This is a genomic window from Stenotrophomonas sp. P2112, assembly GCF_041897515.1.
In the GTDB taxonomy this organism is placed as follows: domain Bacteria; phylum Pseudomonadota; class Gammaproteobacteria; order Xanthomonadales; family Xanthomonadaceae; genus Stenotrophomonas; species Stenotrophomonas sepilia.
Window position 1 is genome coordinate 3,017,309 of sequence record NZ_CP169216.1, and the last position, 23,224, is coordinate 3,040,532.

Consider the following 23,224-nt stretch of genomic DNA (forward strand, 5'->3'; position numbering starts at 1 on the left):
TAAGCGGCAGCGGCGGCCGGCTCAAGGCAGTCTAGCCTGAGCCGCGGCCACCTCGTCATCGATCTGTGCGTGCAACGTGGCAGCATTGCCAGCCAACGCAGCGCCCGCAGCGGCCTGGCCCGCCACTGCAGCCTGCCGCCAGGCCGGCAGCAGCACGTCATGGATGCGCGCGAAGCGTTGCAGCAGCATGTTGTCCTGGTCCTGCAGCAGCTGCCATTGACCGGCTTCCAGGCGGCGCAGCGAGGCCAGCCGGCGAAGATGGTCCAGCCGATGCGACAGCGCGGCCTGACCGGCGCTATCCAGCGTCGTCAGCCGCGACGCAGCCAGTTCGGCCCAGCCGTCCAGCGCCGCGGCCGCCGCGGAATGCTCAACGATGGCCATGGCCCGCAGCTGCATGTGCTGCTGCAGGTGCTGGGCCTGCTCACGCGCCTGCAGGGCCAGTACGCCCAGCTGCGACTGCAGCGCGTGCCCTTCTGCTTCGCGAGCGACATCGCGCCCCAGCAGCCGTCCCCACCAGCCTTCCTGCTGCCGGATCTGCGCCGGGTTGCCGGCCTGCAGAGCCAGCGCGATGCGCGCAAGCGCAGCCACCAGGCGCTCGCCCGCATCCGGTGGCAACGGCGCTTCGCGCCGCGCCAGCGCCTGCAGCAACGGCGCACCATAGTCGGCCAGCGCAGCGACATCGACCGTATCCGGCAGCATCGGTGGCGGCAGTGGCACGCGCGTGGTCACGGCAGCGGCGGCGGCTTCGGCGTGGATGCCGGCATGCCATCGCCGTCTTCCGGTGGCAATGACTCGCCGTAGAAGTGGCGCATCAGCGCCTCATCCAGCGCCCGCTCCTCCGGCGTCGCGGCGCGGCGCACGCGCGCGCGCTGCGCCACCACAGCGCTCGGCGTGCCCCGCTCGACCTGCTGTCGCGCCCAGCCGGCGAACGCGGCCAGGGTCTGCGACACCTGCACCTGCTGCGCCTGCGATGCCGCCAGCAGCTCCACCAGCGGCGCCAGGCCCGCCTGCAGGTCTTCGGCCAGGGGCGTGGCCGGCACGCTGGGGGCTGCCACGACCGGCGCCGGCGCGGCGGCGGGACGCGCCTCTGAAAGGCGATGCAGGGCCTCCAGCAGCGCCGGCCACGGCGCCGGGGCCGCAACGGGGATCGCTTCTGGCGCGGGCGGTGGCAGCTGCAGCGCGGTGGCGATATCGGCCAGCTGCGCCACCACGCGCCCGCCGACATCGCTGTCGTCGGCACCCATGGCCTTGTTGCGCAGGAAGTCGCGCTTGATCTGCGCCCAGCGCTGCGCCTGCGTGTCATCCAGTACGCCGCGCAGTTCGGCCAGCTTCAACAGGTTCTCTTCGGCGCCGGTGGTCAGCAGCTGCGCCTCGCCCAGGTAGTGGTCGGAGATCAACTGCTGCAGTTCGTCCTCGTTCATCACCGGGGAGATCTTCTCGGCCAGCTTGTTCATGTTGCGGTAGCTGCCCTGCAGGCGGAACGGCGGCTCGGTGCGGTAGCGGTCGTCCTGTGCGGCGCTGGCGATGTACTGCTGGTTGACCCGGTAGACCACGTCGCGCACACGCAGCATGCGCTGCAGGGTGGCGGTGATCTCGTTGATCTCCGCGCTGCTGTAGGCGTGGCTGAGGCTGTTGGTCGAGACCTCCTTGCCCATCGCGCGGTCGACCAGCACATACAGGTCGGCCATGTCGCGCGTAGCCAGCGGCGCCAGCACCGGATTGGAGGTCAGGCTGTTCTCGATGTAGCTGAGGGTGAAGGCGGCCTCCATGCCACCGAGCACGTCACCGAGGTTGTAGATGTCGGCACGGTTGGCCAGCATGTCCGGAATCTTGAACACCTCGCCGGACTCGGTGTACGGGTTGCCGGCCATCACCACGCAGAACTTCTTGCCGCGCATGTCGTAGGTGCGTGTGCGACCGCGCCACACACCCTCGATACGGCGGGTGCCATCGCACAGCGAGATGAACTTCTGCAGGAACTCGGGATGGGTGTGCTGGATGTCGTCCACATACAGCATGGTGTTGTTGCCCATTTCCAGCGCCAGGTTGAGCTTCTCCAGCTCCTGCCGCGAGGTCGCGTCCGGTGCCTGGGCCGGGTCCAGCGAGCGCACCTCGTGGCCCAGCGCCGGGCCGTTGATCTTCATGAAGACCAGGCCCAGCCGGTGCGCCACGTATTCCATCAGCGTGGTCTTGCCATAGCCCGGGGGCGAAATCATCATCAGCAGGCCCATCAGATCGCTGCGCTTGTTCTCGCCGACCGTGCCCATCTGCTTGGCCAGGTTGTCACCGATCACGCCCAGGTAGACATCGTTGATCAACTTGTTGCGTACGAACGAGGACAGCGGCCGCGCCTTGAACTCGGAAAGCCGCAGGGTCTCGCGCTCGCGACCGATGATGCCCTGGCGCAGCGCCTGGTAGGCATGGAACGCTGGCACGAAATGACGCAGGTGCTGCTGCAGGCGCGCCAGGAAATCATCCAGCGATACCACCAGCGTGCCATTGCTGATGCGTGCGTGTTCACCCAGCAGGCCATTGACCTCCGCCTGCAGTGCGGCATCGCTGGTACGGGTGCGCAACTGGCGCTGCACCAGCAGCAACGCGGCGGCTTCGTCGACATAGCCGGCATGCTGGGCATGCGCCGGCATCCGCGCCACTGCGCGCAGCCACTGCCCAGCCAATGACCAACGCGTAGCCAGTGGATCCTGGCCGCGCTGCAGGGCACGCTCGACCGCCTCACGCTGCCCCGCCTGCTCCAGCTGCTGGGCCAATGCCTCCAGCAGCGCCACCGCGTGGCGGCTGCTGCTGAACACCGGATCGCCCGCCGCGAGTTCTTCGCCCAGATAGGCGGATGCAGCCTCCGCGGCATCGGCATCGAACGGCAACGCGTGGGACTGCGCATACGCCAGCAGCGTCTCGGCCATTTCTGTGCGCAACGCCAGACGCCCTTCGTCGGACCCCAGCAGGCGTGCCAGCGCCTCGGCGCCCACCTGCCGCGCCGGCCATTGCGCCACCGCTTCGCGCCGCTGCTCGGCGGCCCAGAACAGCAACGCCAGCGCACGCACCCGCGGTGCATGGCGCAGGCTGCCGGCCGCCTGCTGCAAAGGCAGTAGCGCACGCAGGATCAGTGCCGCATCGTGGTCATGGATGCCGCGCTCGTAGCCTTCGCGATAGCGTGGTGCGGCAAACGCACGCACGCGCTGATCCAGCGCTTCCGGGTTCGCGACGTCGTGCTGCAGCGCAGCCAGATCGAGGCCGTCGCGCCCCTCCTGCGCGGCCAGCAGCAGGCTGCCGGCCAGGTACTCGCCGCGATACAGCGTGGGCGATTCCGAGTCGAGGGTGACCGGCCAGAACGGCTTGAGTGCGTCCAGCTCCGGGTCGTGCAGGGTCTCCAGGAAGTCGGTGCCGGTCAGATGGATGGCCAACGTATCGCCACGCGGCAACAGGGTCAGGTCCAGTGCCTGCGTATTGACGCTGAAGCGATGGCGCGGGCCCAGCCGCACCACGTTGCCGCCGGCTTCGTACAGGTCACTGCGGTCGCGCAGCTGGCGCACCGCCTGGTCACGCACGCCCTTCAGCCGCGCCTCGATGTCGTCGGCCTTGACGTTGTCGTGCAGCGTGCGCAGGCGCTCGGCCAGCTCACGCAGCTTGAGGATCAGCGGATCGCCGGCAAAGAACGCGTTGAGCTCATCGGCGGTGGCGAAGCGCTCGGTGCGCCTGGCCAGGCCGTCGAGGATCCGATTGGCCGCATCCAGTACCGAACGCGCCTTGCGCTGGCGGTCATCCAGCAAGGCCTGCTTGTGCGTTTCGAAGGCCTCGACCAGCTCTTCGCGCTTGCTCAGGATGTCGCCGAGGAACTGCTCGTGTTCGCCGAACTGGCTCTCCAGTTCTTCCAGCTGGACCAGCAGGCGCGACAACTGCTCGTCGGCACGTTCGGGGTCGGTGGCCAGCGCCAGCGCGCTGGTGATCGACTGCGAGAACAGCGCGAACTGGGCGGCGAACTGCGCCACGGCCTCGGCCGAACCGAGTGACCTGCGGCGCTGGTCAGCACGCGCGCGCGCCTGGTTGAGGCGACCGTACAGCACCGAGATCGACTCGACCACGCGGGTGCGGGCAGTGGCATCGTCCACGTTCAGGCCGGCCATCAGCTCGGACAGCATGTCCAGGTCGGACGCCATGCCACGCAGGCCTTCCAACTGCTCGTCCAGCTGGCGCGCCGTCTGTGCCTGCTGCGCGGCATCGTCCAGCGCCTGCAGGCGCGTGGCCAGCGGCGCCAGCGCCTCCTCGCCGGCGAGGAAGTCACCGGTGGCGGCGCCAACACGGTCCTGTGCCTCCACCAGTTCGACGGTCATCGTCTCGATGCGCGCGGTGTCGATGTAGCGCAGCTCGCGGAGGGTCAGCAGCCGCCCGCGCAATGCGGTGATCGCGTTGAGGGCCTCGACGAAGGCCTGCACCTCGCTCCAGTTCTGCGGTTGCAGCCGGCCCAGCAGCGCCTTGTGCGCGGCCTCGGCCTCCAGCATCGCCTGCGCCGATTGCTGACGGATCGACTGCACCTTCTCGTACTCGTCCAGCACCGATTCGCCGGTCGCGCTGATCTGCCGCAGCAGTGCCTCGGCGCCATCGCAGGCCGCGTCACCCAGCCAGTGGTGCGCATCGAACAGGCGCCGCGTATCTGCCACCAGGCGCTGGTAGCGCTGTACCGACACGTCCTGGCCTTCAATCTCGCGCGCCAGGTTGAACAGGTTGGAGATTCCGCGCACCAGCTCGGCGTTGCCGATGCGGCCCATGAAGGTGTTGCCGGGCGGTCGGCTGGCGGCAAACTCGTCACTGCTGAACGGCGTCTGCCAGACCTGCATCGGATGGATGCGGGTAGGTTCGCTGCCCTCGGCATGGAACAGCACCATGCGCCCGTCCTGCATCAAGGCGTAGCCATGGCCGAACACCGGGTTCTGCAGCACGCGCTGGATGGTGTTGTAGACGAACAGCGCCGAGCGCCCGCCTTCGCGCTCGTAGAAGATGTACAGCACGTCCTCGCCGTTTGGCGAACGGATGCTGCGCTTGAACTGCATGCCGGCCATCGAGGCATCAAATGCCTTGTGCTCGCCGCCCTGCAGGTAATAGCCACCCGGGAAGATCACGCCATGGTCTTCGGGCAGCTGCACGCAGGCCTGCACGATCGCATCATTGCGCACGATGCCGCCGGTCAGCGTGTTGTAGATCAGGCCGCGCCATTCGGTCTCGCGGTACGGCAGCACCTTCAGCAATACCAGCGAGCCGACCCGGGCGAACTCGAACTGGGCGTCGTCCAGCGACTGCGTGCTGTCCTCCACGGGTTCACTGTAGATGCCCTGTCCGGTTTCGGTGTTGTTTTCGACCTTGATGGTGAGGTCGCCACCGGTGGTCTCAACGAACAGGGTGTCGAGGATGTTCAGGTGCGAGTGGCGGCCGTTGACCGCGAGGTCGCGGGTCGCCCGGGTCCATTCGAAGTCGAACGGCGGCGGCAGTGCGATATCGCGCTCACCGCGCGCATCCAGGTAAGTCAGCTCGCCCTCGCGCGACAGCGCCCAGCGGAACACGCGCACGTCGCTGCTGCGCTCGCCGATCTGGAACGAGGCCAGCAGCTTGTCGCCGACCACGATCAGCTGCAGCAGGCGCGCGTGCTTGTAGTAGGCATACAGCTCGTTGAAATCGTGCACGAAGCCGGGCTGGTCGAGGAAGCTGCCCTTCAGTTCCAGCGCAGCGACGTCGTAGCCGTCGCTGCCCTGCACCAGCCGGTACAGGCCGAACACATCCTCGATGCGGGTCTGGGTCTTCAACCCGATGAACACGTTGTAGCCGAACAGCAGGCGGTCCGGGCCCACCTGCACGATGTCACGGCCGACGCAGTTGTTGTCGCTGCGGATGCGGAAGCGCCCGACCACCTCCAGGCGGCTGTCGCCGAACTCGGCCAGGCGCTGGCGGTTGAGCGTTTCGGCCAGGCCCTGCAGGCGCTGGCCCTGCTCGGCCAGGCGGCGGCGCAGGACTTCGTAGGCGCCGCCCTGAGCGACAGCCTGGTCGACGGTGCTACCGCCGGCCTCCGGCGCAGTGGATTCGGCGGACGGATGGGTTTCAGACATCAGCAGGTTTCCGGCTCACGGGCGGACGGCCGCGGTTGCGGCCGGCGCGGGCGGGCGATGGCGGCGGCCATCGCCCGATGCATCAACGGGCGCTGTCGACCACGGTAGCCGACACGGTCGGTACCGCTTCGGCATCCTCGGCGATCTGGCGCGGCGCCGGTTCGGCCACGGCCACGCCCAGGTAGCGCTGCATCAGCTCCTGCACGATCGGGCTCTTGCCGGCGAAGCCTTCGATCGACTTGCCCAGCGACACCGCCTTGACCAGGTTCTCGAACATGCCGCCGTCGCCACCGACCAGGTCGATATCGGCGTTGCGCAGCGCGCTGGCGATGACATTGGCGTTCTCGCGCGAGACTTCCTTGCCGGCTTCGATCGAGGCCAGCGCCTGCTTCAGGCTGTTGTCCAGCATCATGCGGAACTCTTCATGGCCACGTGCCTGGTCACTCAGCGAGGCGATGGCTTCGAACTTGCGCACCAGGCCCTCGGCCTCGGCCAGCAGCTTCTTCTGCACCACGCCGGCTTCGGCATTGCCCAGCGACTCGGTGGCGGTGGCACGGGCCAGGCCCATCTTTTCCTCGCCCTGTGCCTGCGCCTGCAGGGTCTCGGCCAGCACGCGGGCTTCGTTGCTGCCCTGCTTCAGGCTGGCTTCGGCCTTGGCTTCGATCACGCGGGCCTCGGCAATGCCGACCTTCTCGATGGCCAGCGCCGAAGCTTCACGCACCTGCGCTTCGGCCAGGCCCGGCGCTGCCTGTTCGGCACGCAGGGCATCGGCCAACAGGCGCTTGGCTTCGGCCTGCTTGCCGGCCGCTTCATGCTCGGCCTGGGCCAGCGTGGTCAGTTCCACCGCGCGATGCTTTGAAGCGGTCTCGCGCGCCTGCGCTTCCTTGACTTCGCGCACCAGCGCTTCCTGCGCCTTGGCCTCGGCTTCCAGGATCAGCACCTGCTTCTGGCGGTCGGCCTCGGAGACTTCGCGCACTTCCTTGATGCGCTCCTCTTCCTGCGCCACGGTCTTGTCGATGGAGATGCGTTCACGGGTGATGTTGGCCACGTCCATCTTGCCCTGCTCGACCACCTTGTCACGCTCCACGCCCTGCAGCTGCACTTCACGATCGGTGGTGACCTGCTCCAGCTGGCGTGCGCGCTCCACGCGCTCGGCCTCGATGGCCACGGCACGCTGGCGGTTCTGCTCGGCCACTTCCACTTCGCGCAGGCGGTTCTGGTCGCGGATCTCGATCAGCTGCTGCGCTTCGATGCGGGCGTTCTCGGACAGCTGGCGCTGCTCCTCCTGCACCTTGGCGGTCTCGGCCTCCTCGCGTGCACGGATGGTCTCGATCTCACGCTTCTGCCGCGCTTCGGCTTCGGCCTGCTGGCGTTCCAGGGCCAGCAGCGCTTCGCGCGCTTCCACGTTCTTCTTGGTGATGGCGAGCTTCTCGTTCTGCTCCAGCTCGTTGGTCACCACGTTCTGCGCGGCGGTCAATTCGGTGATCTTGCGGATGCCCTGCGCATCGAGAATGTTGAACTGGTCCAGCAGCGATTTCGGGGTCTGCTCCAGGTAGTCGATCGCCACGTCCTCAAGGACGTAGCCGTTCAGATCATTGCCGATCACCGCGATGATCTCGTCGCGGAACTCCTGGCGCTTCTCGAACAGTTCGGTGAAGTCGAACTTCTTGCCGACCGTCTTCAGCGCTTCGGAGAACTTGGCGTTGAACAGCTCGTCGACGGCATGCTTGTCCGATGCACGGTCGGCACCGATGGCCTTGGCCACCCGCAGCACGTCGGCCTGGGTCTCGTTGACCCGCAGGTAGAACGCCACGGCGATATCGGCACGCATGTTGTCGCGGCAGATCAGGCCTTCCTTGCCGCGGCGGTCGATCTGCAGCGTGATCAGGCTGATCCGCATCAGCTCGGCGCGGTACAGCACCGGGATGATCAGCGCACCGGTGAAGTGCACCTTGGGCGTGGAGCTCATGTCGTTGACGATCAGGGCCACGCCCTGGTCGACCTTGCGGTAGAAGGCCTTGAACAGGCCGGCCAGGCCGAGCAGTGCGACCAGCAGCACGGCTACGCCGATCAGGAAGGGGGCCATGGTTGCCAACGTCATCAGTGATTCTCCTTGTTGCCCGGAAGCAGGTTGTCCTGGAAGTCGAGGGCGACCGCGTCGGCGCGGACCACCCGGTAATGGTGTTGATCAGCCACGTGTTCGACCAGCACGATGCGCTCGCCACGCTGCAGTTCGATCTCGCTGCGCACCTGCAGCACCAGTCCGGCGCCGCCATCGTCGAAGGTGGCGTGACCGCTGCGGGCATCCACCTTCGGCGAGGCAACCACGCCGGTACGCCCCAGCAGCGAGGCCTGCGCCACCGGGCGCAGGCGCAGCAGGAACCTGCGGACGGGGCGCAGCAGCAGCGCGGTGAACGGCACCGCCGGCAACGGCGCCAGAAGGGCCACGACCGCACCGATCGCCCAGCGCAGCAGGTCCGGCAGCGGCAACAGCACGAATAGATGGACGAAATAGGTGACGATCCAGGCGAAGAAACCCAGCAGCGTCACCACAAGCATGAGGGGAACCCCACCCAGGCCCCAGCGCGCCAGCAGCGCGGACAGTCCCTGCAGCTCATGTGGGTCGCCATGCAGCGCCCCATCGGCGCCGGCATCGCCAAACCCGTCGTCGACCAGGCCGAAGGCCGCCAGTGCCCAATACAGCACCGCCACCGCCAGCACGATGCTGTACGGCAGGGTCGGGAAACCGAACACGACGGTGAGGAACTCCTGCATCGCTTGCCTTCCTGGGCTGTGGGCGGCGGCCGCCCGTTCGGGGCGCGCCATGCACGTCCCGTCGATCCCCGCGCCGGCCCTCATGGCAGGCGCGCTTGGGTCCATCCTATGTGAAGAGTGCGTGCAGGCTCAAATCCAGGTCCAGATCACGGCAAATAGTGACGCCAATCACTCAAGAACCGTGCAATCGGCGCGGCGCACTTCCTCGACGAAAGTACGCATCCTGTAGCCGTCCTTGATGCCCGGCTCCAGTTCGATGCCGCTGGAGACATCCACGCCCCACGGCAGGGTGGCCAGCACGGCGTCGTAGACGTTTTCCGGGTTCAGGCCGCCGGCCAGCAGGAACGGGCGATGCAGGCCGGTCGGGATCCGGCCCCAGTCGAAGGCCACGCCGGTGCCGCCACCGCCGCCCGGGGCATGGCTGTCGAACAGGAAACCGGCGGCGCTGGGATAGCGCAGCTGCAGGGTGCGGGCGTTGATCTCTTCACGCCCGCCCATGGCGATCGCCTTCAGGTAGGGCATGTTGAAGCTGCGGCAGAAGCCCTCGTCTTCCTCGCCGTGGAACTGCAGCAGGGTCGGCCGTACCGTGCGCAGCACCTCGCGCACCTCTTCCTTGCTGTTGTTGCGGAACAGCGCCACCACGTCGACCATGGGCGCGATCGCCTGGCGCATCGCGCGCGCTTCGGCCGGAGCGACCCGGCGGCTGCTTTCACGGGCAAAGATGAAACCCACCGCGTCCACGCCCAGCTCGCCGGCCAGGCGGACATCGCCGGCCCGGGTCATGCCACAGAACTTGATGCGTGTGCGGTAGTAGGAGCGGCTCATAGCGTGACCTCGGCGGGCAGGTGCCAGTTGTCGGGGTACAGGGGCCCAAGGAACACCAGGCCCTGCGGCGGTGCGGTGGGACCGGCTACGGTGCGATCGCGCCCGGCCAGCAGTTCGGCGATCCATTCCACCGGCTTCTCGCCACTGCCCACCAGGATCAGCGAACCGACGATATTGCGGACCATGTGATGAAGGAATGCATTACCCTGCACGGCAACCTCGATCACCTCGCCCTGGCGGCTGACCTGCAGTGACTGCAGCTCACGCCGGGCGTGCAGCGCCTGGCACTGCACCGAACGGAACGCACTGAAGTCGTTCTCACCGAGCAGGGCCTGCCCGGCGGCATGCATCAGGGTCTCGTCCAGCGCGCGGCGCTCCCAGCTCAAGGTCTGCCGGTCCAGCGCGGGCCGCACTTCGCGGTTGAGCAGGCGGTAGCGGTAGCGGCGTGCGCGCGCGGAGAAACGCGCGTGGAAATCCCCGGCCACCGGCACGCACCAGCGCACTGCGATCGAGCGCGGCAGGCGGGTGGTAGTGCCCAGCATCCACGCGCGCGGATCGCGCACCACGTCGGTATCGAAATGCACGACCTGGCACTGGCCGTGCACGCCGGCATCGGTGCGGCCGGCACAGACCACCTGTAGCGGCGAATCGGCCACCGACGACAGGGCCTGCTCAAGGCTGGCCTGCACGCTCGGGCCGCCCTCGCCCAGGTTCTGCCAGCCCCTGAAATCGCTGCCGTCGTACTCGACGCCAAGCGCGTAACGCATGTGCTACCTCAGATATTGCGGGAGGGGCGGCGCTCAGGCCGGATCGCGTTCGGACCACACCGCCAGTTCGTTGCCACCGGGCTCGACGAACTGGAAACGGCTGCCGCCGGGGAAGGAAAACACCGGCCGCACGATCTCACCGCCAGCGTCAAGCACCGCCGTTTCGATCGGTGCCAGCTGGTCAGCGTACAGCACCAGCAGTGGCGCACCGGCATCGCTGGCCCGCAGCGGCTGGCCGCGGAAGAAGCCGCCCTGCAGGCGGCCGTCGTCGAACGCGGTGTAGTCGCTGCCATAGTCTACGAACGACCAGCCGAACGCCTTCTCGAAGAAGGCGCGGCTGGCCGCAGGATCCGTGGAAGCGAATTCAACGTAGTCGATGCGGCGCTCGCGGCTCATGACGGGGTCCTTGTCGGCAGGGTCGATCACGGCAGGCGGGCCAGCAGTTCGCGGGCCTGGGCCTGGCAGTGCAGGTCGCCGCCCTCGGCCACTTCCTGCAGCAACGTACGCGCGGTCTGGGCATCGCCCAGGTCGAGGTAGGCGATGGCCAGCTCAAGGCGCTCCTGCCCGGCGCGCGGCGCCCAGCCGGCATCGCCGGCCGGCGCCGCAGTACCGTCTTCATGCGGCGCTGCGGCCAGCGCGTCGTGCGGCGCTGCGCCTGAAGCCTCGCCGTCAGGGTGCTCGGCCGGCAGGTCGAACACGCCGCGGAACTGCGGCTGCTGTTCGGCATGCAGCGCGTAGTCCGGCACTGCCACCTCGCCGGGGGCCGCCTGCGCGAGCAGCTCATCCTGCGCTGCGGCGGCCGGCGTGGGATCATCCTCCTGCGCGGGCACCGGCTCGTCCCAGCGCGGCAGGTCGGTCACTGCCTCGGGCAGCTCCACTACTTCGTCATCGCGCAGCGTCTGCGCCTGCCAGTCAGCCTGGGCGGCGACGTCGGCGACCGGTTCGGCAGCCACGTCATCCTGCCCCCCGGTTTCGCTCGCCCAAGCCGGCATCGCCGGCTCCTGGCGGCCCGCTTCGGGCACCACCGACGACCACGAGGACTGCTCGGCCAGGGTATCCAGCGCCGCGCCCGCCGGTACCGCAGCGGTCAGACCGGCGGCATCGTCTTCGTCGCGCAGCGGCGGCAGCGGCGATGGCTTGCGACGACGCAGCAGCCAGGCTGCACCGGCCGCCAGCAGCAGCACCGGCAGCCCCAGCCAGTACCACGGCGTTGCCGCATCGCGGGTATCCGGTACCTGTGCCAGGCGCTGCTGCGCGGCCGCCAGGCCGTTGTCCTTCATCGCGATCAGCGACTGCTGCTGTTCCTTGAGTTTTTCCAGGTCGGCGACGCGCTGCTTCAGCTCGCCAATCTCGGCATCGCGGGTCGCGATGTCCTCGCGTGCCTGGCGCAGTTGTTCGTTGCCCAGCATGTCACCCTCGCTGCCGGCTCCAGTGCCGGTGGTTGTGCCCGCGCGCGCGGCGTCGGAAGCCAGCGCCGGGGCGATTTCAAGTCGTGCCCCATTGGCCGCGGCCGGGGAAGAAGCGTTCGTGGTTGCCGCCGCGGCCACCGGGGCGACGGTACCCGCCGGTTGCGGCACGGTGCGCGCCTGCCGCCACTGCGCTGCATGCTCGCGCACCAGCGCTGCGGCCTCGGCGGCATCGACCGCCGCCAGTGCATCGCTGCCGGGCATGCGCAGTACGGCGCCTTGCTTGAGCAGGTTGACGTTGCCGCGGATGAAGGCCTCCGGGTTGGCCCGCAGCAGGGCGATCATCGCGCGGTCGCGGCTGACCTGGTTGCCGCGGGCCACCGCGCTGGCGATCTGCGACAGGGTCTGCCCACGCTGGACGATGACGCTGCCATCGGCTGCCTGCGCGGCAGCGGGTGCATCCCCTGCACGCGGGCGAGCCGATGCAGGTGCCGGCGCTGCCGCAGTGGACGGCGCAGGTGCGCTTGCGCTCTCCGCAGCGGCCGGCGCCGGTGCAACGTCTCGCACGATGGTGTTGGAGAGGGTACCGGCCGGCGCGACGATTTCCGGTTCGGCCACCGCCAGTGCGCTGGAGGGCGCATCGACCAGCGCCGAGTATTCGCGCACCAGGCGGCCCTGGCCCCAGTCGGCCTCGATCAGGAAGCTCAGCGACGGGGTTTCGACCGGCGTCTGCGAGGTCACCCGCACCACCGCCCTGCCCTGCGCATTGCGGGTCAGTTCGAACTGCAGCTCGCTGACCAGCCCGGCCGGCCGCTGCAGGCCAACGCGTTCGAAGGTGACCGCAGAGGCCAGCGCGACGCGCAGGTTCTCCAGTTCGGATGGATCGGCCGAGACTACCGGGATTTCGGCCAGCAGGGGCTGGCCCGGCTTGGACAGGACACGGATGTCACCCAAGCCCAGGGCAAGCGCCGAACTGCTGGCCAGGGCCAGCAGCGCGGTGGAAAGATAGAGGAGCGGGCGCTTCGCGCCCCTGGCCCGTTTATTCATGGGCGACACTATAAAGCGTGCGGACCGGGGTCCGCACCCACCGAGGGGACCTTCGGTAGCGCCGGCCGCTGGCCAGCAGACACGCACGTCCACACATCACGGCAATGCCGGCCAGCGGCCGGCACTACCGGTGAGGCAACCGCTGTGATCAGCGCTGCTCGGCGGCGACCAGCTCGGCCAGCTGCACGGCGTTCAGGGCAGCGCCCTTGCGCACGTTGTCCGACACGATCCACAGGTTCAGGCCACGCGGGTGCGACAGGTCCTCGCGGATGCGGCCGACGTACACCGCGTCCGTGCCCGAGGCGTGGGTGACCGGGGTTGGGTAACCACCGGCCTCGTGACGATCCACCACTTCGATGCCCGGCGACTGCTCCAGCAGCGCGCGCGCTTCAGCGACGGTGACCTTGTCGCGGGTCTCGATCGCCACCGACTCGGAGTGGCCGTAGAACACCGGCACGCGCACCGCGGTCGGGTTCACCAGGATGCTGTCGTCACCCAGGATCTTGCGGGTCTCCCAGATCAGCTTCATCTCTTCCTTGGTGAAGCCATTGTCCTGGAAGTCATCGATGTGCGGGATCAGGTTGAAGGCGATCTGCACCGGGAAGCGCTGCGGATCGATCTCCTGGAAGCTGAGCAGCTGGCCGGTCTGCTTGCCCAGTTCCTCCATCGCCGAGCGGCCACCGCCGGACACCGACTGGTAGGTGGACACATTGATGCGCTCGATGCCGTACTTGCGGTGCAGCGGCGCCAGCGCCACCAGCATCTGCATGGTCGAGCAGTTCGGGTTGGCGATGATGCCGCGCGGACGGTTGGCGACCTGTTCCGGGTTGACCTCGGACACCACCAGCGGCACGTCATCGTCGTAACGGAAGGCCGAGGAGTTGTCGATCACCACCGCACCGGCGGCGGCGAACTTCGGTGCGTATTCCTTGGACACGCTGCCGCCAGCCGAGAACAGCGCGATCTCGACACCGGTCGGATCGAAGGTGGCCAGGTCCTGGACCTTGACCTTCTGGCCGTTGAATTCGATCTCGCCACCGGCCGAACGCTCGGAGGCGAGGACGCTCAGGCTACCGACCGGGAAATCACGCTCGGCCAGGATCGACAACATGGTCTCGCCAACGGCGCCGGTGGCACCGACGACGGCGACGTGGAAACTGCGCTGTGCATTGCTCATGGGGAACTCTCACGAAAACGGGAATGGGGAAAAACACGCACGACAGCTGGGTTCGGGGAACCTCCTCAAGCGGAGCGCGCGGAGGTTCCCTATCGTTTCCCGGTTTTTTTGCCCAGCGTCACGCGCGCGGCCATCGCCGCGTCAGCGTTGATCGCGCTCGGCATGCGCGACGGGCCGCCGTCCAGGCCGAGCCCGGCAGCCAGATTATCCACAGCCAGCTGTACCATCGCCGTGCGCGTAGCCAGCGAAGCGCTGCCGATATGCGGAGTGAGCACCACGTTGCGCAGCGCCAGCAGCTCCGGGCGCACCTTCGGCTCGCCCTCGTACACATCCAGGCCGGCGGCAGCCAGGTGGCCGTTGGCCAGCGCTTCGGCCAGCGCCAGTTCGTCGACGATGCCGCCGCGGGCGATGTTCACCAGGGTTGCCGTCGGCTTCATCTTCCCCAGCGCAGCCGCATCGATGATGTGATGCGAGGCCGGCGTGTAGGGCAGCACCGTTACCAGATGGTCGGACTGTGCCAGCAGCGTATCCAGGTCCACGTAGGTCGCGCTGAGCGACGCCTCGGTATCGGCCGGCAACCGTGAACGGTTGTGGTACAGCACCTTCATGCCGAAACCGTGCGCGCCGCGGCGGGCGATGCCCTGGCCGATGCGGCCCATGCCAAGAATGCCCAGCGTGCTGCCATGGACATCCGCGCCCAGCATGGTCTGGAACGACCACTGCTGCCACTGCCCTTCACGCAGCCAGCGCTCGGACTCAGTGATCCGGCGCGCGGTTGCCATCAGCAGCGCGAAACCGAGATCGGCGGTGGTTTCGGTCAACACGTCCGGCGTGTTGCTGGCCAGGATGCCGGCCGCGCTGAGCGCGTCGACATCCAGGTTGTTGTAGCCGACGCCGACATTGGCGATCACCTTCAGCTGCGTGGCATCGGCTACCTGGGCCGCACCGATGCGCTCGTTGAGGGTGATGATCGCGCCGTCGGCGCTGGCCAGCTGTGCGGTGATCTGGTCCGGCGACCAGGCGGTGACGGTGTCGGTGCTGCGCAGCTGCACGCGATCGCGCAGCGGCGCGATGGCCGCCTCGATCAGCGGCTGGCTCACCCACACGGTCGGCCGCGTGTCAGCCATCGATCTGCCCGGGAATGCGCGGGGTGATCGTGCCGACATCGCCGCACTGCGCGCGATGACGCAGCGCCTGGTCCATCAGCACCAGCGCCACCATCGCCTCGGCGATGGGCGTGGCGCGGATGCCGACGCAGGGATCGTGGCGGCCGGTGGTGACCACCTCGACCACGTTGCCGGCCGTATCCAGCGACGGGCCCGGCAGGCGCAGGCTGGACGTCGGCTTCAGGGCGATCGACGCGACGACCGGCTGACCGGTGGAGATGCCACCGAGGATGCCGCCGGCATGGTTGCTGGCGAAGCCCTGCGGCGTCAGCAGGTCACGGTGCTCGGTGCCCTTCTGCGCGGCGCTGGCGAATCCGTCGCCGATCTCCACGCCCTTCACCGCATTGATGCTCATCAGCGCAGCGGCCAGTTCGCCGTCAAGCTTGCCGTAGATCGGCTCGCCCCAGCCCGGCGGCACGTTGTCGGCGACCACGTCCACGCGCGCACCGACCGAGTCGCCAGACTTGCGCAGCGCATCCATGTACGCCTCCAGCTCCGGCACCTGTGCGGCGTGCGGCCAGAAGAACGGATTGTCTTCCACCGCCGACCAGTCGAAACCGGCCGGGGTGATGTCGCCCAGCTGCGACAGGTAGCCACGCACGGTAACGCCGAAACGCTCGGCCAGCCACTTCTTGGCGACCACGCCGGCGGCCACGCGCATGGTGGTCTCGCGTGCCGAGGAACGGCCACCGCCACGCGGATCGCGGATGCCGTACTTGTGCCAGTAACTGTAGTCGGCATGGCCCGGGCGGAACTGCTGGCCGATATTGGCGTAATCCTTGCTGCGCTGGTCGGTGTTGCGGATCAGCAGCGCGATCGGGGTGCCGGTGGTCAGACCCTCGTATAGGCCGGACAGGATCTCGACCTCGTCGGCCTCGCGCCGCGCGGAAGTGTGCCGGCTCTTGCCAGTCGCACGGCGCTGCAGGTCGTGGGCGAATTCGGCCGCGTCCAGCGCCAGCCCCGGAGGGCAGCCATCAATCACGCAGCCTATGGCCGGCCCGTGCGACTCGCCGAACGTGGTGACGGTGAACAGCTTGCCGAACGAATTGGAGCTCACGGGCGCTGCGCCGCCAGTTCGGTGATGCGTGCGCTGTGGGCGATCAGCTCGCGGCATTCGACCGCGAAGATGCCCATCTGGCCGACCTTGAACTCGATCCAGGAAAAATCGACTTCCGGCAGCAGCTTGACCAGATGCTGTTCGGACTCACCCACTTCACAGATCAGCAGACCGTCTTCGCTCAGGTGCAGCGGGGCATCGCGCAGGATCTTCAGCACCAGGTCCAGGCCATCGTCACCGGCACGCAGGCCCATTTCCGGCTCGTAGGAATACTCCTGCGGGAGGGCATCAGTCTCGTCGTTGGTGACGTACGGCGGGTTGGTGACGATCAGGTCGTAGTGGCGGCCGGTCAGGCCATTGAACAGGTCCGACTTGATCAGGGTGACGTTGTGCGCCTGCAGGCGCTCCTTGTTCTCCTCGGCCAGCGACAGTGCGTCGTCACTCAGGTCGACGCCGTCCACTTCCCAGTTCGGGTAGTAGTGGCCCATGGCGATGGCGATGCAGCCCGAACCGGTGCAAAGATCCAGCGCGCGGCTGACATCGCGGCCGGCCAGCCACGGTTCGAAACCACATTCGATCAGTTCGGCGATCGGCGAGCGCGGCACCAGCGCGCGCGTGTCACTCTTGAAGCTCAGGCCGGCGAACCAGGCCTCACCGGTCAGGTAGGCAGCGGGGATGCGTTCGTCGATGCGACGCTGGAACAGTTCCAGCACGCGCAGCTTTTCGGCCCGCAGCAGGCGTGCCTGGCCGTAGGCCGGGCCGAGGTCGTGCGGCAGGTGCAGGCTGTGCAGCACCAGCTGGGTCGCCTCGTCCAGCGCATTGTCGTAGCTGTGCCCGAAGGTCAGCCCGGCTTCGTTGAAACGGCTGGTGCCGTAGCGGATCAGATCGATGATCGTGTGGAGTTCGGCGGCCGTTTCAGCGGTCATGGCGGTACTGCGCGCAAAGTGGCCCCCGATTATAGGGGCTGGCGCCCGCGGCAGCATCCGTTGCGGCGGAAACGATCGGGCCGCAGCCGGTATGATGGAGCCCATTTCGCGTGGGAGCCCCCATGTTCAATCGCAATGCCGGCATCATCCTGCTGATCGCCCTGGCGGCGGGGCTTGGCCTGCTCGCCGCCCAGCACGTGTTCGCGCCGAAGCCGCCGGCCAACGCCCCGGCCACCGAAGCGATCACCCTGTACCCGCAGCCGCGTGAACTGCCCGACTTCAACCTGGCCCAGTCCGACGGCACCCGCCTGATCCCGGGCGAACTGAAGGGCCACTGGACCCTGGTGTTCCTGGGCTTCACCTTCTGCCCGGACGTCTGCCCGACCACCCTGGCCGAGCTGGCCGGCGCGCAGAACCAGTGGGAGGCCCTGCCCGATGGCCTGCGCCCGCGCGTGCTGTTCATCTCGGTCGACCCGGACCGCGACAGCGCCACCCGCCTGGGCGAGTACGTGCACGGCTTCCACAAGGACACCCTGGCCGCCACCGCCGATATCCCCTCGCTGGAGCGCTTCGCCACCTCGCTGGGTTTCGTGTTCCAGAAAGTGCCGGGCAAGCATTTCGACGAAAACCCCGAGGATTACACCGTCGAGCATTCGGCCAGCCTGGCCGTGCTCGACCCGCAGGGCCGCCTTGCCGGCCTGGTGCGCCCCCCGTTCAATGCGCCGGCGATCGCCCGCGACCTGCAGAAGCTGACCGAGAAAACCGCCCCATGAGCCTCACCACCGCCCTGACGTACGCCCTGCCCCATCGCCTGCTGTCCTCGATGGCACGCTCGCTGGCGTACTCGGACGATCCGCGCGTGTCGCGCTGGCTGATCGACACCGTCACCCGCAAGTTCAACGTCAACCTGGACGAAGCGGCCAACCCGGACCCGCGCAGCTATGCCACCTTCAACCAGTTCTTCACGCGTGCGCTGAAGCCGGGCGCGCGCGTGGCCGATGCCGATCCGCGCAGCCTGGTGATGCCGGCCGACGGCCGCATCAGCCAGCTGGGGAAGATCGAGGCCGGCCGCATCTTCCAGGCCAAGGGCCAGTCGTTCACCGCCGCCGAGCTGCTGGGCAGCGACGAGGATGCCAAGCCGTACAACGACGGTCTGTACGCCACCGTGTACCTGTCGCCGCGCGACTACCACCGCGTGCACATGCCGTGGACCGGCACCCTGCGTGAAACCGTGCACGTGCCAGGACGCCTGTTCAGTGTCGGTCCTGCGGCCGTCAACGGGGTGCCGCGCCTGTTCGCCCGCAACGAGCGCCTGGTCTGCCACTTCGACACCAGCTTCGGCCCGATGGTCAGCGTGATGGTCGGCGCGCTGCTGGTATCCGGCGTGGAAACCGTGTGGAGCGGCGAGGAGATCCCGGCCTACGGCGATCGCATCACCCGCAAGGACTACCGCGGCCAGGGCATCAAGCTGGAGCGGTTCGCCGAGATGGCACGCTTCAATTACGGCTCGACCGTGGTGGTGCTGCTGCCGCCGGGCGTAGCCGAATTCGCCCCGCAGCTGGGCGCCGAGAGCCCTGTGCAGCTGGGCCAGGCCCTGGCAAAGCTGCGCTGACAAAAAAGGGGACGGAGGGGATCAAGTCGTTCATGCATAAACGACTTGATCCCCTCCGTCCCCTTTTCCACAACGGGATGCCGGCCAGCGGCCGGCACTACCGGTACGCGCGTTACTGCAGGACCGGTGCTGGGCCGACGTCCATGCCGTCGTAGTCTTCCACGCCGTGCTCCGCCGCCAGCGCCGCGAATTCCTGGTTGCGGCGGTCCAGCGAGGCTTCGTCGTGGATTTCCACCCGCTCCACGTGCAGCACGTGGAACGAGGCGTCGCCCTCTTCCGGTTCCTGCTCGAACAGTTCCACGAACGTGTAGCCCTGCGCCTGCAGGTGCTGGGCCAGCGCCTGCAGCGGCTCGGCACTGGCGTGGACGAAGAAATACCCCCACAGCAACGGGCCGTTGATGTCCCAGTCGGTGTTCTCGCGGAGGTTGGCGAACAGGTTGCGGGTGGCTTCGAGGTCCATACGGATTCCAGTGGTCTTGGGAATTACTTGTCGCAGCCCTGCAGCTTCAGCGTCTGGCCGTGGCGCAGGCTGTAGGCCGGTGCCTTCAGGCCGTTGGCGCGGGCCAGGGTCGGCAGGTCGCACTGGAACTTCGCCGCGATGGCGCCCAGGGTCTCGCCCTTGCCCACCTTGTGGCTGCGCACCGGCTTCGGCCGGGCGGCCGGCGCCGGGCGCGGTGCCGCCACTGCAGCCACCGGTGCGGTCGGCACACTGGTGGATGCAGCCGCGTCGGCCACCGGCACCACACCACCCACCGCCACGCTGCCGGTATAGCTCGCCGCGGTCGGGCGCTTGATCGCCGCGTTGAGATCAGCGGTGATCAGCGTGCGGGCGAGGTCGGCACGCGGACCACTGACACAGTTGCGCTGGTACAGGCCGGCGATGCGGGTGGTGGCGTTGATCAGCGTACCGGCCGGAATCCAGCCATCGGCCTCATAGCGCGGGTTGAGGTTGCGCAGCGCACGCATGTAGCCATCGCGGGTACCGTGGCTGCCCAGGCAGATGGTCAATTCATAGATGGTGGTGGACTTGGCCAGCCGCAGCGTGGCCGGCTGCGCGCTGATCTTCGGGAACTCCACGCCGTACTGCTGCGGGTGCAGGAAGATCCAGGCCGCGGCAATCACCATCGGCACGTAGTCCTTGGTCTCGCCCGGGAACTGGTTGTAGACACTGTCGGTCCAGAAGCTCTGGCCGGCGCTCTGCTTGAACACGCGCGCGGCACGGCCTTCGCCACCGTTGTAGGCGGCCACCGACATTTCCACGTTGTTGTTCAGTTCGCGAAGGCGCTCGTTGAGGTAGCTGGCGCTGGCTTCAGCGGCGCTGCGCGCGTCGAAGCGGGTATCGAAGCCGGTGCCGTCCGGGCCCAGGCCGAAACGGCGGCCGGTGGCCGGCATGAACTGCATCAGGCCGGCGGCGCCGGCGCGCGAGGAAGCATGCACACGGCCGTTGGATTCCTTGGCCATGATCCCGAACAGCAGCGCCTCGGGCAGGCCGCGCTTTTCCCACTCCGGCCACATCACCGCGCGCAGGTTCTGGTAATTCTCGTAGCTGGTCAGCAGCGCCGGTCGCATGTCGGTCAGCCAGCGACGGATGCCGGCCTGCACCGCCGGGTTGTACTCGACCATGCTGTCGAAGGCGTGCCGTTTGTCGTTCAACAGCGCGGCAGCGCGCGCGGCCTCGGGCACGTCGGCGGTGAGCGGCCCGATGTGGTCCGGGTCGGCTTCCAGGCGATCACCGCCCTCGTCGGCCACGTCATCGCTGGCGGCGGCATCGGCGTCGTGCTTGAGCAGCCGCTTGTAGCTGGCCAGCAGGGTCCCCATCTGGCAGCCCTTCTGCTTCACGCAGTCGTTGAGGACATCTTCCATGTCCTCCAGCGCGGCATCGGCCTCGTTGCTGCCCTTGGGATCGGCATTGGCGACCAGCAGCAGGGCGTCGCCGTAGCGCTTCTCGGCGGCGGTCATGCGCTGCTGCAGCGCATCCACCTTCACCTTGTCCCGGGCCGAAACCCGCTGTGCGTGGGCGTCGGGCGCCAGGGAAACCAGGCCGGCCAGGGCCAGCAGCGGCCAACCGCGGGAAATCAGGACAGGAACGGGCATTGATGGCACTGTGTGCAAAACAGGCAGGCAGAGTAGCGGCGCCGCCAAGGTCCGGGCAAGCCGACCTTCGGACCGTCACTGCCGGCGGTTAACATTGGGCTATTCATCACAAGGGCTGGACAATGGATCCGATTCTGCTCGGCAAAGGTATTACCGACGATATTGCCGTCACCCTGCTGCCGAAACTCGGCAACCGCCACGGTCTGGTGGCCGGCGCCACCGGTACCGGCAAGACCGTGACCCTGATGACCCTGGCCGAGGGCTTCTCGCGACGGGGCGTGCCGGTGTTCCTGGCCGATGTGAAGGGCGATGTCTCCGGCCTGGCCGTGCCCGGCACCGGCGCAGAAAACCTGCTCCAGCGTGCCGCCGAGATCGGCGTGGCCGACTATGCGCCGGCCGCCAGCCCCACCATCTTCTGGGACCTGTACGGCAAACTGGGCCACCCGGTGCGCACCACGGTCAGCGAGATGGGCCCGACCCTGCTGTCGCGCATCCTCGAATTGAACGACACCCAGGCCGGGGTACTCGACATCGTATTCAAGCTGGCCGACGACCGCGGCCTGCTGCTGCTGGACATGGACGACCTGCGCGCCCTGCTCGGCCTGGTTGCCGAGGAGCGCAAGGACATTTCCACCGAGTACGGCCTGGTCAGTGCGCAGTCGATCGCGGCGATCCAGCGTTCGGTGCTGCGCCTGGCGCAGGACGGTGGCGAGAATTTCTTCGGCGAACCGGCACTTGAACTGGCCGACATCATGCGGGTCAACCACGACGGCCGCGGCATGATCGGCATCCTCGCCGCCGACCAGCTGGTGCTCAAGCCCAAGCTCTATTCCACCTTCCTGCTGTGGCTGCTGTCGGAACTGTTCGAGCAGCTGCCGGAAGTGGGCGACCTGGACAAGCCGAAGCTGGTCTTCATCTTCGACGAGGCGCACCTGCTGTTCGATGATGCACCGCCGTCGCTGGTGCAGCGCATCGAGCAGGTGGTGCGCCTGATCCGTTCCAAGGGCGTGGGCGTGTACTTCTGCTCGCAGTTCCCCGACGACGTGCCGGGCAATATTCTCGGCCAGCTGGGCAATCGCGTTCAGCACGCACTGCGTGCGTTCACCCCGCGCGACCAGAAGGCGGTGAAAACCGCGGCCGAGACGTTCGTGCCGAATCCGAAGCTGGACGTGGCCAAGGTGCTGAGCCAGCTCGGCACCGGTGAGGCACTGGTATCCACGCTGCAGGACAAGGGCGTGCCGATGCCCGTGCAGCAGACGTTGATCGCGCCGCCGCGCTGCCGGATGGGACCGATCACCGAGGCCGAGCGTGCACAGGTACGCGCCGGCAGCCCGGTCGGCAGCCGCTACGACACCGCGATCAACCGCGAATCGGCCGCCGAACTGCTGGCCCAGCGCGCGCAGAAGAGCATCGAGCAGGCACAGGCGCCGGCCGCGCGCAGCCGCGAGCAGGACGAAGCTCAGGAAGGGGGGTTCGGCCAGGCCATCAAGGATGCGATCTTCGGCACCAAGCGCCGCCAGGGCATGATCGAAACCATGGCCAAGCAGACCACGCGCACTGTCGGCACCAAGCTGGGCAACCAGATCGTGCGCGGCATCCTCGGTGGCATCTTCGGCGGCAAGCGCTAGCTGCCCCTGCTGGGGTCAGAGCCCTTTCCGCTGGAAAGGGATCTGACCCTGCTCTCTCATTCGTCATCCAGAAAAGAAGTCGTATTGCATGTCCCGTTGGCGTCCCCCCGCAGAAAAAAGCACCGCCCTGATCACCGCTTCCGGGCATGCGCGACTGAAGGCCGAACTGGATGAGCTATGGCGCGTGCGCCGCCCGGAAGTGGTGAAAGCGCTCGCCGCCGCTGCAGCAGAAGGCGACCGTTCCGAAAACGCCGAGTACACCTACCGCAAGAAGCAACTGGGCGAGATCGACCGCCGCGTGCGCTACCTGACCAAGCGGCTGGAATCGCTGCGCGTGGTCGATACGACGCCAACCGATCCGCTCGCAGTGTTCTTCGGCGCGTGGGTGGAACTGGAGAACGTGGACAGCGGCGACACCAGCCGCTATCGCATTGTCGGCCCGGATGAGACCGATGCGGGCCTGGGCTGGATCAGCATCGATTCCCCCCTGGCGCGTGCGCTGCTGAAGAAGCGGCTGGATGATGAGTTCTCGGTGGAGCTGCCCGGCGGGCAGTTCACCTTTGCAGTGATCGGCGTGGAGTACGAGCCTATGTAGCGTCGAGCCATGCCCGACCTCGCCGCCGTTGTAGAG

The 23,224-nt window shown here is 67.8% G+C and carries 18 protein-coding genes; 4 read left to right on the forward strand and 14 right to left on the reverse strand.

Going from position 1 to position 23,224, the window contains the following annotated elements; genetic code table 11:
• Nucleotides 1-21: 21 nt before the first annotated feature.
• The 12 genes from ACEPA4_RS14115 to prmB all read right to left on the reverse strand — a co-directional run bounded on the left by ACEPA4_RS14115 (nt 22) and on the right by prmB (nt 17,259).
• Nucleotides 22-729 carry a hypothetical protein gene (locus ACEPA4_RS14115; RefSeq protein WP_262090048.1) on the reverse strand — a complete coding sequence of 236 codons (708 nt, stop codon included), beginning with the start codon at nt 727-729 and terminating at the stop codon, nt 22-24.
• Complete coding sequence (locus ACEPA4_RS14120) at nt 726-6,113, reverse strand: DNA repair ATPase (RefSeq protein ID WP_262090047.1); 5,388 nt, start codon at nt 6,111-6,113, stop codon at nt 726-728. Before ACEPA4_RS14120 ends, ACEPA4_RS14115 begins: the two co-directional genes overlap by 4 nt.
• Nucleotides 6,114-6,195: 82 nt before the next feature.
• Complete coding sequence (locus ACEPA4_RS14125; RefSeq protein WP_005417967.1) at nt 6,196-8,214, reverse strand: hypothetical protein; 2,019 nt, start codon at nt 8,212-8,214, stop codon at nt 6,196-6,198.
• The gene (locus ACEPA4_RS14130) at nt 8,214-8,888 is read right to left on the reverse strand and encodes an OB-fold-containig protein (protein ID WP_065179159.1); all 675 of its coding nucleotides are present in this window, start codon (nt 8,886-8,888) and stop codon (nt 8,214-8,216) included. Before ACEPA4_RS14130 ends, ACEPA4_RS14125 begins: the two co-directional genes overlap by 1 nt.
• Before the next feature lie 168 nt (nt 8,889-9,056).
• A complete protein-coding gene (locus ACEPA4_RS14135) occupies nt 9,057-9,713 on the reverse strand; it encodes a phosphoribosylanthranilate isomerase (protein ID WP_053500245.1) in 657 nt (218 codons plus the stop codon).
• A complete protein-coding gene (gene truA, locus ACEPA4_RS14140; RefSeq protein WP_053500246.1) occupies nt 9,710-10,480 on the reverse strand; it encodes a tRNA pseudouridine(38-40) synthase TruA in 771 nt (256 codons plus the stop codon). The genes ACEPA4_RS14135 and truA overlap by 4 nt, the downstream gene beginning before the upstream one ends.
• 33 nt (nt 10,481-10,513) lie before the next feature.
• Complete coding sequence (locus tag ACEPA4_RS14145; RefSeq protein ID WP_005417973.1) at nt 10,514-10,876, reverse strand: VOC family protein; 363 nt, start codon at nt 10,874-10,876, stop codon at nt 10,514-10,516.
• Nucleotides 10,877-10,902: 26 nt separating this feature from the next.
• On the reverse strand, nt 10,903-12,933 hold the full coding sequence (locus tag ACEPA4_RS14150; protein WP_262090046.1) for a FimV/HubP family polar landmark protein: 2,031 nt from the start codon (nt 12,931-12,933) through the stop codon (nt 10,903-10,905).
• A 148-nt stretch (nt 12,934-13,081) separates the two neighbouring features.
• Nucleotides 13,082-14,110 (reverse strand): aspartate-semialdehyde dehydrogenase, encoded by a 1,029-nt coding sequence (locus ACEPA4_RS14155; RefSeq protein WP_065179163.1) that lies wholly within the window; start codon nt 14,108-14,110, stop codon nt 13,082-13,084.
• A gap of 89 nt (nt 14,111-14,199) precedes the next feature.
• Nucleotides 14,200-15,237 carry a D-glycerate dehydrogenase gene (locus ACEPA4_RS14160; protein WP_065185512.1) on the reverse strand — a complete coding sequence of 346 codons (1,038 nt, stop codon included), beginning with the start codon at nt 15,235-15,237 and terminating at the stop codon, nt 14,200-14,202.
• Nucleotides 15,230-16,333, reverse strand: coding sequence for a chorismate synthase (aroC, locus tag ACEPA4_RS14165; RefSeq protein WP_065185511.1), 1,104 nt, complete (start codon nt 16,331-16,333; stop codon nt 15,230-15,232). The genes ACEPA4_RS14160 and aroC overlap by 8 nt, the downstream gene beginning before the upstream one ends.
• Nucleotides 16,330-17,259: a 50S ribosomal protein L3 N(5)-glutamine methyltransferase gene (prmB, locus tag ACEPA4_RS14170; RefSeq protein ID WP_053500256.1), complete on the reverse strand. Its 930-nt coding sequence runs from the start codon at nt 17,257-17,259 to the stop codon at nt 16,330-16,332. The genes aroC and prmB overlap by 4 nt, the downstream gene beginning before the upstream one ends.
• 122 nt (nt 17,260-17,381) lie before the next feature.
• Between prmB and ACEPA4_RS14175 the strand changes: the two genes are divergently transcribed.
• Together ACEPA4_RS14175 and asd are read left to right on the forward strand one after the other, a co-directional pair.
• Nucleotides 17,382-18,032 (forward strand): SCO family protein, encoded by a 651-nt coding sequence (locus tag ACEPA4_RS14175; protein WP_065185509.1) that lies wholly within the window; start codon nt 17,382-17,384, stop codon nt 18,030-18,032.
• Nucleotides 18,029-18,871, forward strand: a complete 843-nt coding sequence (gene asd / locus ACEPA4_RS14180) for an archaetidylserine decarboxylase (RefSeq protein WP_053501139.1) — start codon at nt 18,029-18,031, stop codon at nt 18,869-18,871. The genes ACEPA4_RS14175 and asd overlap by 4 nt, the downstream gene beginning before the upstream one ends.
• A 112-nt stretch (nt 18,872-18,983) precedes the next feature.
• Here the strand turns inward: asd and ACEPA4_RS14185 are convergent, their stop codons facing one another.
• Nucleotides 18,984-19,331 (reverse strand): ribonuclease E inhibitor RraB, encoded by a 348-nt coding sequence (locus ACEPA4_RS14185; protein ID WP_065185508.1) that lies wholly within the window; start codon nt 19,329-19,331, stop codon nt 18,984-18,986.
• 23 nt (nt 19,332-19,354) lie between these two features.
• Nucleotides 19,355-20,965 (reverse strand): transglycosylase SLT domain-containing protein, encoded by a 1,611-nt coding sequence (locus ACEPA4_RS14190; protein WP_065185507.1) that lies wholly within the window; start codon nt 20,963-20,965, stop codon nt 19,355-19,357.
• 122 nt (nt 20,966-21,087) lie between these two features.
• Here ACEPA4_RS14190 and ACEPA4_RS14195 point away from each other — a divergent pair, with 122 nt between their 5' ends.
• Together ACEPA4_RS14195 and greB are read left to right on the forward strand one after the other, a co-directional pair.
• A complete protein-coding gene (locus tag ACEPA4_RS14195; RefSeq protein ID WP_065185506.1) occupies nt 21,088-22,593 on the forward strand; it encodes a helicase HerA-like domain-containing protein in 1,506 nt (501 codons plus the stop codon).
• An 88-nt stretch (nt 22,594-22,681) separates the two neighbouring features.
• Nucleotides 22,682-23,188, forward strand: a complete 507-nt coding sequence (gene greB / locus ACEPA4_RS14200; protein WP_065196978.1) for a transcription elongation factor GreB — start codon at nt 22,682-22,684, stop codon at nt 23,186-23,188.
• Nucleotides 23,189-23,224: the final 36 nt, after the last annotated feature.